The organism is Nocardiopsis changdeensis (genome assembly GCF_018316655.1).
Classification (GTDB): Bacteria; Actinomycetota; Actinomycetes; order Streptosporangiales; family Streptosporangiaceae; genus Nocardiopsis; species Nocardiopsis changdeensis.
Map to the genome: position 1 here is coordinate 2,817,933 of NZ_CP074133.1, position 14,900 is coordinate 2,832,832.

General features: G+C 72.9%; 9 protein-coding genes and 1 pseudogene. 3 read left to right on the forward strand and 7 right to left on the reverse strand.

What is annotated here, in order from left to right:
* Positions 1-51: 51 nt before the first annotated feature.
* The 4 genes from KGD84_RS12670 to KGD84_RS12685 form a co-directional block, all read right to left on the reverse strand.
* Positions 52-2,205: an acetate--CoA ligase family protein gene (locus KGD84_RS12670; RefSeq protein ID WP_220560509.1), complete on the reverse strand. Its 2,154-nt coding sequence runs from the start codon at positions 2,203-2,205 to the stop codon at positions 52-54.
* A 4-nt stretch (positions 2,206-2,209) separates the two neighbouring features.
* Positions 2,210-3,439 carry a formyl-CoA transferase gene (frc, locus tag KGD84_RS12675; protein WP_220560510.1) on the reverse strand — a complete coding sequence of 410 codons (1,230 nt, stop codon included), beginning with the start codon at positions 3,437-3,439 and terminating at the stop codon, positions 2,210-2,212.
* A gap of 15 nt (positions 3,440-3,454) precedes the next feature.
* Positions 3,455-5,161: a thiamine pyrophosphate-binding protein gene (locus tag KGD84_RS12680; RefSeq protein WP_220560511.1), complete on the reverse strand. Its 1,707-nt coding sequence runs from the start codon at positions 5,159-5,161 to the stop codon at positions 3,455-3,457.
* Between the two features lie 94 nt (positions 5,162-5,255).
* A complete protein-coding gene (locus KGD84_RS12685; protein ID WP_220560512.1) occupies positions 5,256-6,704 on the reverse strand; it encodes an MFS transporter in 1,449 nt (482 codons plus the stop codon).
* A gap of 139 nt (positions 6,705-6,843) precedes the next feature.
* On the opposite strand from KGD84_RS12685, the pseudogene sucC reads away from it, so the two are divergent.
* The 3 genes and pseudogenes from sucC (at position 6,844) to KGD84_RS12700 (ending at position 10,531) form a co-directional block, all read left to right on the forward strand.
* Positions 6,844-8,014, forward strand: a pseudogene (gene sucC / locus KGD84_RS12690) (ADP-forming succinate--CoA ligase subunit beta).
* A 16-nt stretch (positions 8,015-8,030) separates the two neighbouring features.
* Positions 8,031-8,972, forward strand: coding sequence for a succinate--CoA ligase subunit alpha (gene sucD / locus KGD84_RS12695; RefSeq protein ID WP_255646495.1), 942 nt, complete (start codon positions 8,031-8,033; stop codon positions 8,970-8,972).
* Positions 8,969-10,531 (forward strand): aldehyde dehydrogenase family protein, encoded by a 1,563-nt coding sequence (locus tag KGD84_RS12700; RefSeq protein WP_220560513.1) that lies wholly within the window; start codon positions 8,969-8,971, stop codon positions 10,529-10,531. The genes sucD and KGD84_RS12700 overlap by 4 nt, the downstream gene beginning before the upstream one ends.
* A gap of 207 nt (positions 10,532-10,738) precedes the next feature.
* Here the strand turns inward: KGD84_RS12700 and fdhD are convergent, their stop codons facing one another.
* The 3 genes from fdhD to KGD84_RS12715 form a co-directional block, all read right to left on the reverse strand.
* Positions 10,739-11,620, reverse strand: coding sequence for a formate dehydrogenase accessory sulfurtransferase FdhD (gene fdhD / locus KGD84_RS12705; RefSeq protein WP_220560514.1), 882 nt, complete (start codon positions 11,618-11,620; stop codon positions 10,739-10,741).
* A 133-nt stretch (positions 11,621-11,753) separates the two neighbouring features.
* Positions 11,754-12,695, reverse strand: coding sequence for a 2Fe-2S iron-sulfur cluster-binding protein (locus tag KGD84_RS12710; RefSeq protein ID WP_220560515.1), 942 nt, complete (start codon positions 12,693-12,695; stop codon positions 11,754-11,756).
* Positions 12,692-14,722 (reverse strand): NAD(P)H-dependent oxidoreductase subunit E, encoded by a 2,031-nt coding sequence (locus KGD84_RS12715; RefSeq protein ID WP_220560517.1) that lies wholly within the window; start codon positions 14,720-14,722, stop codon positions 12,692-12,694. Before KGD84_RS12715 ends, KGD84_RS12710 begins: the two co-directional genes overlap by 4 nt.
* Positions 14,723-14,900 lie beyond the last annotated feature (178 nt).

Here is a 14,900-nt window from a genome sequence, read left to right on the forward strand (position 1 = left end):
CGCGTGTCGTGGCGGCCCGGCCGGAGCGGTCGGCTCCGACCGGGCACCCGGTCAGAGTAGTCCGGCGGCGCGGGCCCAGCGATACTTCGCGCCCAGCACCTTCACCGGCATCTCGGTCGTGTAGGGGTAGGCGACGATCCCGTGCTCGAACAGCTTCCGGCTCGCCGCCTCGACCTCGGTGTCACCCGAGAGGGAGGCCACCACCGGCTTGTCGATCCCGGCCGCGCGGGCCTTGCCCACCACGTCGATCACGACGTCGGCGAAGACCAGCGGCGGCGTGACGATGGTGTGCCAGTAGCCGAGGACCAGCGAGTGCACGCGGGGGTCCTCCAGCCCCAGGCGGATCGTCTTCTCGTAGGTGGAGGGCGGCTCGCCGCCGGTGATGTCCACCGGGTTCCCGGCCGCCCCGAACGGCGGGATGAAGGCGCGGAAGGCCTCGTCCAGGTCCGGCGGGATCTCGTACAGCGACATCCCGTTGTCCACCACCGCGTCCGACAGCAGCACGCCCGAGCCGCCCGCGCCGGTGATGATCACGATGTTCTCGCCGCGGGGGGCGGGCATGACCGGCAGGGCGCGGCCGTACTCCAGGAGTTCGGTCAGCCCGGGGGCGCGGACCACGCCCGCCTGGCGGAGGATGTCGTCGTAGACCTTGTCGTCCCCGGCGAGCGCGCCGGTGTGCGACCCGGCGGCGCGGGCCCCCGCGGAGGTCCGGCCGGCCTTGAGCACGACCACGGGCTTCTTCGGGACCACCTCGCGGGCGGCTGCGACGAACGCCCGGCCGTCCTTGAGGTCCTCCAGGTGCATGGCGACCGCGTTGGTGTGCTCGTCCTGGCCGAAGAAGGTGAGCAGGTCGTCCTCGTCGATGTCGGCCTTGTTGCCGACGCCCACGATCGCCGACACGCCCGTGCGCGTGCTGCGGCTGTACCCCAGGATCGCCATGCCGATCCCGCCGGACTGCGAGGTCAGGGCGGTCCCGCCGGCCACGTCGTACGGCGTGCAGAAGGTCGCGGACAGCTTCTGCGGCGTGTAGTAGTACCCGTAGATGTTGGGCCCGAGGATGCGGACCCCGTGCCGCCGGGCCACGGCGAGCACCTCGTCCTGGAGCTCCTGCTCGCCGGTCTCGGCGAAACCGGACGGGATGAGGATGGCGCCCGCCACCCCCTTGCGCCCGGCCTCCTCCAGGGCCCCGGCCACGAACCTGGCCGGGATGGCGAAGACCGCCACGTCCACCTCGCCGGGCACGTCGGCGATGGACTTGTAGGAGGGGAGGCCGTTGACCTCGGCCGACTTCGGGTTGACCGGGTGGATGGCGCCCTCGTAGCCGCCGTCCACGATATTGCGGATGACGGAGTTGCCGATCTTGCCCGCCTCGTTGGAGGCGCCGATGACGGCGATGGAGCGCGGCTTGAAGATGCGCTCCATGGACGCCAGGATCTCCTCCCGCCCGAACTTGCGGGGCCCCTCGGCGGGCGCGAAGTCCAGGACGAACCGCAGGTCGGCGGCGATGGCCCCGGAGGCCGAGGCGAACACGGGGTTGAGGTCGGCCTCCGCGATCTCGGGGAAGTCCGTGACCAGCTCGGACAGGCGCACCAGCAGGTCGGCCAGGGCGCCCCGGTCCACCGCCTCGGCGCCCCGGACCCCGTCCAGGACCTCGGCGGCCCTGATGTCGGCGACCTGGGCCAGCGCCTCCTCGCGGCTGACCGGGGCCAGGCGGAAGGAGACGTCCTTGAGGACCTCCACCAGCACGCCGCCCAGCCCGAACACCACGACCTTGCCGAACGTGGGGTCGGTGGTGGCGCCGACCAGGACCTCCAGGCCGCCCTGGACCATCTGCTGGACCTGCACGCCGTCGATGCGCGCGTCGGGGTCGTGGGCGCGGGCGTTGGCGGTGATGCGCTCGAAGGCCGCGGCGACCTCCTCCGCGCTGTTCAGCCCGATCTCCACCCCGCCCGCGTCGGTCTTGTGCAGGATGTCGGGGGAGACGATCTTGGCGGCCACGGGCAGGCCGAGCCCGGTGGCCAGGGCGGCGGCCTCCTCGGCGGTGCGGGCCAGGGCCTCGCCGGGGACGGGGATGCCGTAGGCCTCCGCGAGGACGCGGCTCTCGGGGGCGGTGAGGGCGGACCGGCCCTCGGCGCGGGCCCTGTCGAGGACCTCGCGGACCGGGGCGGGATCCCGGTCGGAACGCTCGGGGGTGTAGACGGCCATGCGCTCAGATCACTCCGTTCGATGAGAGCTCTGCCAGTTCCTCGTCGGTCAGGCCCAGCTCGTCGCGGTAGATGTCGGCGTTGTGCTCGCCGAGCAGGGGGGACCGGTCGACCTCCACCGGGGAGTCGGAGAGGCGGATGGGCGAGGACACGGTGTGGTAGGTGCCGCGCTCGGGGTGGGCGACCTCGGTGATCACGCCGTTCTCGCGCAGGGTGGGGTCCTCGATGATCTCCCGGGTGGACATGATCGGCCCGCAGGGGATGTTGTGCGCGTTGAGCGCGGCGAGCACGTCCCACTTGGGCAGCTCCCGGGACCACTCCTCGATCAGGGCGAAGGCCTTGTCGAGCTTGTCGAGCCGGGCCTCGGGGGTGGCCCACTCGGGGTCCTGGGCCAGCTCGGGCCGGCCGATCAGCCGGGTGATGGGCTCCCAGCCCGCGGGCTGGATGATCACGTACACGTAGTCGTTGGGGCCGCCGGGCGCGGTGCGCACGGCCCAGCCGGGCTGTCCGCCGCCGGACGCGTTGCCCGAGCGCGGGACCTCGTCGGCGAAGTCGTCGTTGGGGTACTCCGAGAGCGGACCGTGGGCGAGCCGCTGCTGGTCGCGCAGCTTGACCCGGCACAGGTTGAGCACCGCGTCCTGCATGGCGACCTGGACGCGCTGGCCCCGGCCCGTGTGCACCCGCTGGTACAGGGCGGCGAGGATACCGGCTACTGTATGCATCCCGGTGCCCGAGTCACCGATCTGCGCCCCTGTGGCCAGCGGCGGCCCGTCCTCGAACCCGGTGGTGCTCATGGAGCCGCCCATGGCCTGGGCGATCACCTCGTAGGCCTTGAAGTCGGCGTACGCGCCCGGGCCGAAGCCCTTGATCGAGGCGTAGACGAGCCTCGGGTTGGTCTCGGCGAGCACCTCCCAGGTGAACCCCATCCGGTCCAGGGCGCCGGGCGCGAAGTTCTCCACCAGGACGTCGCTGCGGCGCACCAGGTCCAGGAAGATCCGCTTGCCCTCGGCGCTCTTGGTGTTCAGGGTGATGCTCCGCTTGTTGGAGTTGAGCATCGTGAAGTACAGGCTGTCCACGCCGGGCTTGTCCCGGAGCTGGCGCCGGGTGATGTCGCCCGAGGGCGCCTCCAGCTTGACGACGTCGGCGCCCATCCACGCGAGGATCTGGGTCGCGGACGGCCCCGACTGGACATGGGTCATGTCCAGGACGCGGACCCCGTCGAGTGCCTTGCCCATGACTCTCCTTCCGGGCTACTTGTACATCGTCTGGTTCATGGTCCCCGGGGCGTACACCTCGGGGTCGATCCAGACGTTGATCAGGGAGGGCTTGCCGGACTCGCGGGCGCGCAGCAGGGCCGGGCCGATCTCGGCCGGGTCGGTGACCTCCTCGCCGTACCCGCCGAGCATCTTCGCGAACTCGGAGTAGCGCACGTCGCCCAGCGTGTTGCCGAGCTCGCCCCGGTCGGCGCCGTACTTGGCGATCTGCCCGTAGCGGATCTGGTTCATCGAGGAGTTGTTGCCGACGATCCCCACGAAGGGCAGGTCGAAGCGGACCAGGGTCTCGAAGTCCCAGCCGGTGAGGCTGAAGGCGCCGTCGCCGAACAGCGCCACCACCTCCTTGTCCGGCCGTGCGTACTTGGCCGCCATCACGAACGGGATGCCGACGCCGAGCGTGCCGAGCGGGCCCGGGTCCATCCAGTGGCCGGGGGACTTGGGCTGGACCACCTGTCCGGAGAAGGTGACGATGTCGCCGCCGTCGCCGACGTAGACGGAGTCCTCGGTGAGGAACTTGTTGATCTCGTTGACCAGGCGGTAGGGGTGGATCGGGGTGGAGTCCGAGGTCAGCAGGTGCGCGCGCTTGTCGAGCGCGGCCTGCTCCTGGGTGCGCAGCTCCTCCAGCCAGCCCTTGCGGGCCTGGGCCCCGGTGTCGCCGTACCCGGAGACCGCCTGGAGCACCGAGGAGAGGACGACGTCGGCGTCGCCCACGATGCCGAGGTCGATGTCGCGGTTCTTGCCGACGGTGGCGTAGCTGAGGTCGATCTGCACGACGGTGGCGTCGGGGGACAGACGCTTGCCGTAGCCCATCCGGAAGTCGAACGGGGTGCCGACGATGATGATGAGGTCGGAGTTGGTGAAGGCGTAGCGCCGGGAGAGCTGGAAGTGGTGCGGGTCCCCGGGCGGGAGGGTGCCGCGCCCGGCGCCGTTCATGTAGGCGGGGATGTTGAGCGCGCGGACCAGCTCGACGGCGGAGTCGGTGGCCCGGGTGGTCCACACCTGGTTGCCGAGCAGGATGCTGGGCCGTTCCGAGCGCACGATCAGCTCGGCGAGGCGCTCGATGGCGGCGGGGTCGCCGGCCTGGCGCGTGGACGCCCGGTAGTGTCCGGCGGCCGGGATGCGGGCCCGCTCCACCGGGACCCTGGCGTCCAGGACGTCGCGGGGGATCTCCAGGAAGGCCGGCCCGGGGGCGCCGTTGTTGGCCTCGCGGAAGGCCATGGAGACCATGTCGGCGACCCGCTCGGTGTGCGGGACGGTGGCCGCGAACTTGGAGATCGGGTTGATCATGTCCACGTGCGGCAGGTCCTGGAGGGACCCCATCTTGTGCTGGCTGAGGGCTCCCTGCCCGCCGATGACCAGCATGGGGCTCTCGGCCCGATAGGCGTTGGCGATGCCGGTGACCGCGTCCGTGGTGCCCGGGCCCGCCGTCACGACTGCGCAGCCGGGCCTGCCGGTGATCCGGGCGTAGCCGTCGGCGGCGTGCGCGGCGACCTGCTCGTGCCGGACGTCGATCACGTCGATGCCCTCGTCGGCGCAGCCGTCGTAGATGTCGATGATGTGGCCGCCGCAGAGCGTGAAGATCACGTCGACGCCCTCGGCCTTGAGCGCCTTGGCCACCAGGTGGCCACCGGAGATCGTGGTGTTTTCGCTGTTGGTTTCGGTGGATACCTTGCCGTCGGCCATCGGTGCGACGACCCCTTTCGTGCGGGAGAGGACTGGTGTGCTTCGCCGTTGGATGCGGGGGAGTCTGAAGTTCGGATACTGTATACCGTGTGCATCACATTGGAGCACTCCGGCGGCCCGCTGTCCAGACCCCGTGGGGAAGCGTCCGGATCGGCAGCGGCCTGCGCAGCCGGGCCGCCAGGACCGCGGCCGAGGCCGGGAGCAGGGCGGAGACCGCGAGGTAGGCGGCGTGGGAGCCCGCCGGGACCAGGGACAGGAGCGCGATCGCCCCGCCCACCCCGAGCAGGCCGCCGACCGCCTTGGAGCCGTGGACGAGACCGGGGAGGTCCGCCGGGTGTCCCGGGCCGCCGTGGCGCCCGGCGCCGAAGTGCCCCTCGGTGATCGCCCTGGTGAGCGGGTAGCAGGACCCGGTTCCCACGCCCACCACGAGCCCCAGGCAGACCAGCAGCGGGAGCGGGCCGTCCTGGATCGCCGCGGCCAGCCCGGCCTGGCCGAGCGCGGTCGCGGCCAGGAGCACCGCGAGGGTCCGGCGCCGTCCGGCGCGCTCGGCGACGACGCTCGCGGCCAGCCGGCCGAGCCCGCTGGCCAGGGCGAACGCCGTGATCACCGTTGCGACCTCCGTGGGGTCGCGGCCCAGGCCCAGCGCGAGCGCGGGCAGCGCCACGAGGGTGAACAGCCCCACGGCCCCGGACAGCGCCACGATCGTGTGCAGGGCGGGCAGCGAGCGCCCGCTCGCCCAGGCCTGGCCCGCGCTGAAGTCGCGTGCGGCCGGGGGATCGGCGCTCCGCCGCAGCGCGGCCGCGCGCGGGTCGCGCTCCGGGGGCCACCAGTGCGCCGGGGCGCCGCGCTGCCCGATCCCGCCCGCGGCGCCGAGGGCGAGCACGCCCAGGGCCAGGGCGGTGGAGGCCGCGGCCAGGGACTCGGGGGACAGACCCAGGACCAGCGCGGGCAGCAGCGGGACCGGGCCCAGGGCGAAGGCCCCGCCCACGGCGCCCAGGCGTACGGTGTGCCGGTCCGGGAACCAGCCCTCCACCAGGTCCGCGCAGGAGTGGTAGACCAGCCCCGCGCCCGCGCCGCCGAGCAGGCCGTAGCCCGCGGCGGCGGCCAGGGGGTCCGAGGCGTGGCCGACCGTGTACAGGGCCGCGGCGCACAGCGCCGTGCCCAGGAGGATCGCCGCACCCGGGCCGGCCGGGCCGCGTGCCCCGAGCAGCCGCGGGACGGGCGCGAAGGAGCCCTGGACCAGCGCCCAGACGAGGAACGGGACCAGGGCCTGGGCGGGGGACCAGCCGTGCGCCGCGATCAGCACGGGCACCGCGGCCCCGTAGCCGAACTGGAGCACGCCCACGGCCGCCGCGGCGAGCAGGATGCGCAGGAGCAGGGCGGGCCGGGACAGGCCGGTCAGCTCCCGGGCGGAGGGGCCCACCGTGTACCGCCTGCCCAGCCAGTCGCGGACGTCCGAGGCGTCCGCGGCGGGTGCGGCGACGGGGGCCGGTGTCGGCGGGGGGCGACGGGCCGGTGGCTCCGGCAGGTGGCGGGGGAACATGGCGGCACCTCCTTGTATGCAGTATGCAAAATGAGGTGTGGCTTGTGAAGAGGAGACTTCGGGCGGATGCCTATTGAATACTGCATACAGTATGAGGTATCCCTGTGAGAGGGGGCGAGAAGCGTACAGAGGAGGAGTGTTGGATCTCTACGAGTACGAGGCCAAACAGATCTTCGGCGAGTACGGTGTCGCGCTGGTCCGCGGCGAGATCGCCGACACCCCGGAGCAGGCCGCCGCGGCGGCCGGCCGCCTGGGTCGGAAGGTCGTGGTCAAGGCCCAGGTCAAGACCGGTGGCCGCGGTAAGGCCGGCGGCGTCAAGGTCGCCGAGGGCCCCGAGGACGCCCAGGCCAAGGCCGAGCAGATCCTCGGCATGGACATCAAGGGCCACACGGTCCGCCGCGTCCTGGTCGAAGAGGCCTCCGACATCGCGGAGGAGTACTACTTCTCCTTCCTGCTGGACCGGGCCGAGCGCAGGTTCCTCTCGATCTGCTCCGCCCGGGGCGGCATGGAGATCGAGGAGGTCGCCGAGACCGACCCCGGTGCGGTGGTGCGCACCCCGGTGGACCCCACGGGGGTGACGACCTCGGACGCCCTGGACATCTGCCGGGCCGCCGGGATACCCGACCGCGCCCGCGGCGCCGTCGCCGCGGTGATCGCGCGCCTGTGGGACGTCGCCTCCGGCGAGGACGCCACGCTCGTCGAGGTCAACCCGCTCGTGCTGACCGGGGACGGCCGTGTCATCGCCCTGGACGGCAAGGTCACTCTGGACGACAACGCCCTGTTCCGGCACCCGGAGCGCAGCGGCTTCGCGGACCCGCACGGCACCGACGAACGCGAGGCCCGTGCGGCCGAGCGGGGACTCAACTACGTCAAGTTGGACGGTGAGGTCGGCATCATCGGCAACGGTGCGGGCCTGGTCATGTCCACCCTGGACGTGGTCGCCTACGCCGGCGAGGCGTTCGGCGGGGTCAAGCCCGCGAACTTCCTCGACATCGGCGGCGGCGCGTCGGCCGAGGTGATGGCCAACGGCCTGGAGATCATCCTGGGCGACCCCTCGGTCAAGAGCGTGTTCGTGAACGTCTTCGGCGGCATCACCGCGTGCGACGCGGTCGCGAACGGCATCGTGCAGGCCCTGGAGCTGCTGGAGGGCCGGGGCGAGGACGTGTCCAAGCCGCTGGTCGTGCGGCTGGACGGCAACAACGCCGAGCTGGGCTAGGCAGATCCTCACCGACCGCGCCCACCCGGCCGTGCGCCAGGTCGACACCATGGACGGCGCCGCCGCGCAGGCCGCCGAACTCGCGGCGAAGTAGCAGGGAGCAACACACCATGGCCATCTTCCTCACCAAGGACAGCAAGGTCCTCGTCCAGGGCATGACCGGGTCGGAGGGCACCAAGCACACCCGCCGGATGCTCGCCTCGGGCACCAACATCGTGGGCGGGGTCAACCCGCGCAAGGCCGGGCAGTCGGTGGACTTCGACGGCACCGAGGTGCCGGTGTTCGGCACCGTCGCCGACGCGATGGAGAAGACGGGTGCGGACGTCACCGTGATCTTCGTGCCGCCCAAGTTCACCAAGGACGCCGTGATCGAGGCGATCGACGCCGGGATCGGCCTGGCGGTGGTGATCACCGAGGGCGTGCCGGTGCACGACACCGCCGAGTTCTGGTCCTACGCCCAGTCCAAGGGCAACAAGACCCGCATCATCGGCCCCAACTGCCCGGGTCTGATCACCCCGGGCCAGTCGAACGCGGGCATCATCCCGGCGACCATCACCAAGCCGGGCCGGATCGGGCTGGTGTCCAAGTCCGGGACGCTGACCTACCAGATGATGTACGAGCTGGCCGACATCGGTTTCTCCTCAGCGGTGGGTATCGGCGGGGACCCGATCATCGGGACCACGCACATCGACGCGCTGGCGGCGTTCGAGGCCGACCCGGACACCGACGTGATCGTGATGATCGGTGAGATCGGCGGGGACGCCGAGGAGCGGGCGGCGGCGTTCATCCGGGAGAACGTGTCCAAGCCGGTGGTCGGGTACGTGGCGGGGTTCACCGCGCCCGAGGGCAAGACCATGGGGCACGCGGGCGCGATCGTGTCCGGTTCCTCGGGGACCGCGGCCGCGAAGAAGGAGGCGTTGGAGGCCGCCGGCGTCAAGGTCGGCAAAACCCCCAGCGAAACCGCAGGGCTCGTCCGGGCCACTCTGGCGGCCGCCGAAGACCGAGAGGAGGGGGACGGCTCCGCTGCGGCGGAGGCGCCCGCGACCGCATGACGGCGACGACCCTGAAACCCGGTACGGAGTGGGCGGCCCTGTACGCCCGCTGCCGCGAGATCGCCCCGGAGGCCTTCGGGCCCGACCGGGTGCACAACCGCTGGGGCGGCCGCTGGCGCGCCGACGGGCGGCCGCGCACCTCCTACTCCCCGGTGGACGGCACCGAGATCGCCGGGCCGCCCATGCTCGACACCTCCACCGCCGCCCGGGCCGTGGCGGCGGCCGCGATCGAGCACCGCGCCTGGACCCGCGTCCCTCTCGAGGAACGGCGCTCCCGCGTCCGCGCCGCGGTCCGGTCCTGGAGCGAGCACCGGGACACCCTGGCCCTGGCGCTGGTCTGGGAGATCGGCAAGCCCTGGCGGCTGGCCCGCCAGGACGTCGACCGCGCCATCTCCGGTGTGGAGTGGTACCTGGACGAGATCGACGGGATGCTGGACGGGAGGCGGCCGCTGGAGGGGCCCGTCAGCAACATCGCCAGCTGGAACTACCCCATGAGCGTCCTGGCGCACGCCATGTGCGTGCAGGCCCTCGCGGGCAACGGGGTGATCGCCAAGACGCCGACCGACGGCGGGCTCGTGTGCCTCACCCTCGCCGTCGCCCTGGCGGTGGCGGAGGGCCTCCCGTTCACCCTGGTCGGCGGGGGCGGCAGAGACCTCTCCCCGGCACTGGTCCGCAGCCCGGAGATCGGCTGCGTGTCCTTCGTCGGCGGCCGCGACACCGGCGGCCGGGTCGCCGCCGACCTGGCGGACCTGGACCGGCCCCACATCCTGGAACAGGAGGGGCTGAACTGCTGGGGGGTCTGGGAGTACGACGACTGGGACACCCTCTCCGGCCAGATCCGCAAGACCTTCGACTACGCCAAGCAGCGCTGCACGGCCTACCCCCGGTTCGTGGTGCAGAGGACCCGCTTCGCCGACTTTCTCCAGGCGTACCTGGCCGCGGCGGCGGGGGTGCGGTTCGGCCACCCGCTCGCGGTCGCCGACCCCGGGGACGACCTGCCCGAACTCGACTTCGGGCCGCTGATCAACGCGGCCAAGGCCAAGGAGCTCAACGACCGGGTGGCGGAGGCCGTCGCGGGCGGGGCGGTGCCCCTGTACCGCGGGTCCCTGTCCGACGCCCTGCTGCTCCCCGGCCAGAACACCGACGCCTACATGGCGCCCGTGGCCCTGCTGGAGCCGCCGAGGTCCTCCCCGCTCTTCCACGCCGAGCCCTTCGGGCCGGTCGACTCGGTCGTGCTGGTCGACACCGAGGCCGAGCTCATGGCGGCGATGAACGCCAGCAACGGCGCCCTGGTCGCCACGCTCTCCTGCGACGACACCGACACGGCCGCACGCCTGGCGGCCGGTGTGCGGGCCTTCAAGGTCGGCGTCAACCGCCCCCGCTCGCGCGGCGACCGCGACGAGCTGTTCGGCGGCCTGGGCGACTCCTGGCGGGGGGCCTTCGTCGGGGGCGGGCTCCTCGTGCACGCGGTCACCCGGGGGCCCGCAGACGAGCGGCCGCCCGGCAACTTCCCGCACTACACGCTCCGTCCCCGGGGATGGGAGGGCGCCGTCCACTAGGGACTCCGGCCTCCGCCCGTCCCGGTCCGGCGCCCGCGCCGGCCGGGGCGGGCACCGGACCGGAACGGGCGGAGGGGCGGGGGCCCGGGGACGCGCCCCGGGCCCTGACGTGCCGCGAGGCCGCTCGAGCGTTCGAGCGGCCTCGCGGAGGTCCGGTATCGGCCCTGGGCGGTACGGGGGGCTGGAACGCACCGGCCAGGGCCGCGCCTACCGGTGCGGAGGGTGCGCAGCCCCTGGGGCCGCCGAGGGCGCGGTGAGCGCCCTCTCCAGGAGAACGCGGTCCCTTCCGCTGTAGACGTTCATGGAACTGCCGCGCAGGAAGCCGACGAGCGTCATGCCCGCCTCCGCGGCCAGTTCGACGGCGAGGGACGAGGGGGCCGAGACGGCGGCCATCATGGGGATGCCCGCCATCCACGCCTTCTGGACCAGCTCGAAGGAGGCGCGCCCGGACACCATGAGCACGGTTCCGCGCAGCGGGAGCCGCCCGGAGCGCAGCGCCCAGCCGACCAGCTTGTCCACCGCATTGTGCCGCCCCACGTCCTCGCGCAGGGCCAGCAGCTCGCCCTCGGCGGTGAACAGCCCGGCCGCGTGCAGCCCGCCGGTGCGGTCGAACACCCGCTGGGCCTCGCGCAGGCGGTCCGGGAGCCCGGTGAGGGTGGAGACGCCGACCCGCAGGCCGTCGTCGGCCACCGACCACCGCGCCTTGGTGCGCACGGCGTCCAGGCCGGCCTTGCCGCACAGCCCGCACGAGGACGTGGTGTAGAAGTTGCGCTCCAGCGAGGTGTCGGGGAGCGGCACCCCGGGGGCCAGGGACACGTCCAGCACGTTGTAGGTGTTGGACCCGTCCTCGGTGGCCCCGGCGCAGTAGCGGATGGCGGTGACCTGCGGGCCCTCGGACACCACCCCCTCGCCCACCAGGAACCCGGCGGCGAGGTCGAAGTCGTTCCCGGGGGTGCGCATGGTGACGCTCAGCGGGGAGCCGTCCAGCCTGATCTCCAGCGGCTCCTCCACGACCAGGGTGTCCACGCGTTCGCTTCCGACACCCTCCCTGATCCGGAGGACCTTCTCACGGGCGGTCACCCGTCCCATGCCCCACCACCGCCTTCCGGCGTCCGAGCCGTCTACTGGTCTACTCCTCCCGACATTCGATGTCGAGGGGACGAAGCGTCAAATCGGTGCGGAGGCCGGACCACTGCTCCGAGGGTCGGCCTCCGCCCGCGGGTCAGCCGTCGCCGCGCCGCTGCACGTGCTGGAAGCCGAACCTGCCCTTGATGCACAGGTTGCCGTGCGTCACCGGGTTGTCGTGCGGGGACGACACCTTGACGATCCGGTTGTCCTGCACGTGCAGGGTCACGTTGCACCCGACCCCGCAGTAGGTGCACACCGTGGTCGTCTCGGTCTGGCGCTCCTCGTCCCAGGTGCCGGCCTTGCGCATCTCGAACTCCGTGGTGAACGACAGCGCCCCGGTCGGACAGACCTCGATGCAGTTCCCGCAGTACACGCAGGCCGAATCGGGCAGCTCCACGTCGTGCTCGGTGGAGATGCGGGCGTCGAACCCGCGCCCGGCCACCCCGATCGCGAACGTGTTCTGCCACTGGTCGCCGCAGGCGTCCACGCACTTGTAGCACATGATGCACTTCGAGTAGTCGCGCACGTAGAGGTCGTTGTCCACCTTGGCGGGCTGCTCCACGGTCTCGGCCACCGAGCCGTCGCCGGGCCGGTGCTCGCCCGCGTGCCGGGCGTCGCGGACCCCGAGCGCGGCCGGTTCGGCCCGGGGGCCGAACCGGCCCGGGTCCGCCTCGTAGCGCTCCATCCATTCGGCGACCTCGGGCGTGGTAGACAGGTCCACCGACGAGCCCAGCAGCTCCAGGACCAGCTTGCGGCTGTGCCGCACCCGCTCGGAGTCGGTGGACACGCTCATCCCGGCCTCCAGCCTGCGGGAGCAGGCCGGGGCGAGGGTGCGGGCGTCCTCCACCTCCACCACGCACACCCGGCAGGCGTTGCGCGGTGTGAGCGTGTCGCCGTAGCAGAGCGTGGGCACCTCGGTCCCGGCCGCGGCGCAGGCCTCGAGCACGGTGGTGCCCTCCGGCACGCGGACGGCCTCGCCGTCGATGGTCGCGTCGATCAGCCTCTTGGGGGCGGGCAGGAGTACGGGGACGGTCATCGGGCCTCCTCGGTCGCAGCCCGGTCGCCCGGGGCTGGGGTTGCTGTGCCGCCGGGGGCGGGGTTCTCGGTCGCGGGGCCGTCCTCGGAGTACAGGCCCAGCCGGTCGATCGCGGATTCCACGGCGTTCCAGGCGGTCTGGCCCAGGCCGCAGATCGACGCGTCCCGCATCGCCCTCCCGACCTCGCGCAGCAGCGGGATCTCCTGGGCGGGGGAGGCCCCCGAGCGCAGCCGCAGCAGGGACTCCTCCTGCCGCACCGTGCCGACCCGGCAGGGGACGCACTGGCCGCAGGACTCGTCGCGGAAGAAGGCGGCCACGCGTGCCAGGATCGCGGGCAGGTCGGCGGTGTCGTCCAGGACCAGCACCACGCCCGAGCCCAGGGACGCCCCGGCGGCGCGCGCCCCCTCGAAGGTCAGCGGGATGTCCAGTTCGTCGGCCCGGACGAAGGTGCCGGCGGCCCCGCCCAGGAGCACGGCCCTGATCGAGCGCCCCTCGGGCGGCCCGCCCGCGGCCTCGATCAGGTCGCCCAGGGTCGCCCCGAAGGGCAGCTCGTACAGGCCGGGGCGGCGCACCCCGCCCGACAGGCAGAACAGCTTGGGGCCGGTGGACCCGGAGGTGCCCACGGCCGCGTACGCCGGTCCGCCCATCAGCAGCACGGGCAGGACGTTGACCAGGGTCTCCACGTTGTTCACGGTGGTCGGCTTGCCGAACAGGCCCTTCTCCACCGGGAACGGCGGTTTGGTGCGGGGCTCGCCGCGCTGGCCCTCGATGGAGCCGAAGATCGCGGTCTCCTCGCCGCAGATGTAGGCGCCCGCGCCGCGCCGGATCTCGATGTCGAAGGAGAAGCCCGACCCCATGATGTCGGTGCCGAGCAGCCCGCGCTCCCGGGCCAGCGATAGGGCGTTCTCCAGGTGCAGGAGGGCCCGGGGGTACTCGCCCCGGATGTAGAGGTAGCCGGTGCGCGCCCCGATCGCGTACCCGGCGATGGTCATGGCCTCGACCACGGAGAAGGGGTCGCCCTCCATGAGGACGCGGTCCTTGAAGGTCCCCGGCTCGCTCTCGTCGGCGTTGCACACCAGGTAGTGCGGGGTGTCCGGCTGCTGGGCGGTGGCGTTCCACTTGCGCCCGGTGGGGAAGGCCGCCCCGCCCCGGCCGACCAGGCCGGAGTCGGTGACCTCCCGGATCACCCCGGCGGGGCCGAGCCGCAGGGCCTCGCGCAGTGCGGCGTACCCGCCCGCGGAGCGGTAGTCGTCGAGGCTGAGCGGGTCCACGCGGCCGATCCGGCGCAGGAGGACGTGGTCGGGGGAGCCCGCGTCGGGGACGGCGTCCTCGGGGCGGGGCTCGGGGGAGGCCCCGGGCAGGGGCTCGGGGTGGAAGGTGGTGGGGTGGGCGGTCCCGGGGCCGTGGGGGCGGTGGCCGTTGGTCGGCTCCTCCCCGCGGGGCGCGCCCTCAGTGAGCGCGTCGAGCCCGTCGGGGGTGGCCGGGGCCGCGACCGCGTACCGGGCCGGCGCCCCGGCCTGGAGGGAGAGCGCCGCGGGGGCGCGCTCGCACATGCCCAGGCACGGGCTCTCGTGCCAGGTGACGGGGGGAGCGTCGGGGCCGGCGGCCTCCGAACCGGCTCCGGGAGGGCCCAGGCGCTCGGCCAGCCGGTCGCGCAGCGCGCCCGAGCCCGCCGCCGCGCAGGCGATGTCGGTGCACAGGTGCACGACCCGCCGGGGGCGCTCGTGCAGGGCGAACATCGCGTAGAAGGAGGCGACGGCGTAGGCCTCGGCCGGGGGGACGGTGAGTCTGCGGCAGATGTGGTTGAGCGCGCCCCGGCTGATCCAGCCCACCCGGTCGTTGACCGCGTGCAGGGCGGGCAGGAGCAGGTCGCGCCGGTCGCGGGCGGCGTGGCCGCCCCTGGCGTAGCGCAGGTCGGAGTCCCGGCGCGTCCCGCCCTCCCAGCCGGATTCGGGCGTGCCCAGGAGTGAGTCGACGGCGTCGCGTTCGGCTTCGGTGGCCGCCTCGTCCAGAAGTCGCAGGTCCACGCCCGGATCACCTCAATCGTGTAAGACAGATCACAGGATTCTGTATACAGAAGACAGTAGGATGGGAGTTCCGGATTGACAACCCTCGTCACCGATGCGAATCCGTCGGCGGAGGCGGTCGCTCCGGGCGTCCGGTCGAACGGACACGGGGTGGACCGTCCCGCCAGGGGGCTGGGAG

Excerpts from the sequence above, each read along its gene's own strand:
- fdhD (WP_220560514.1), bottom strand. The coding sequence starts at position 11,620 with ATGGGACGGGTGACCGCCCGTGAGAAGGTCCTCCGGATCAGGGAGGGT.
- KGD84_RS12700 (WP_220560513.1), top strand. The coding sequence starts at position 8,969 with ATGACGGCGACGACCCTGAAACCCGGTACGGAGTGGGCGGCCCTGTAC.
- KGD84_RS12670 (WP_220560509.1), bottom strand. The coding sequence starts at position 2,205 with ATGGCCGTCTACACCCCCGAGCGTTCCGACCGGGATCCCGCCCCGGTC.
- KGD84_RS12685 (WP_220560512.1), bottom strand. The coding sequence starts at position 6,704 with ATGTTCCCCCGCCACCTGCCGGAGCCACCGGCCCGTCGCCCCCCGCCG.
- sucD (WP_255646495.1), top strand. The coding sequence starts at position 8,031 with ATGGCCATCTTCCTCACCAAGGACAGCAAGGTCCTCGTCCAGGGCATG.
- KGD84_RS12710 (WP_220560515.1), bottom strand. The coding sequence starts at position 12,695 with ATGACCGTCCCCGTACTCCTGCCCGCCCCCAAGAGGCTGATCGACGCG.
- frc (WP_220560510.1), bottom strand. The coding sequence starts at position 3,439 with ATGGGCAAGGCACTCGACGGGGTCCGCGTCCTGGACATGACCCATGTC.
- KGD84_RS12680 (WP_220560511.1), bottom strand. The coding sequence starts at position 5,161 with ATGGCCGACGGCAAGGTATCCACCGAAACCAACAGCGAAAACACCACG.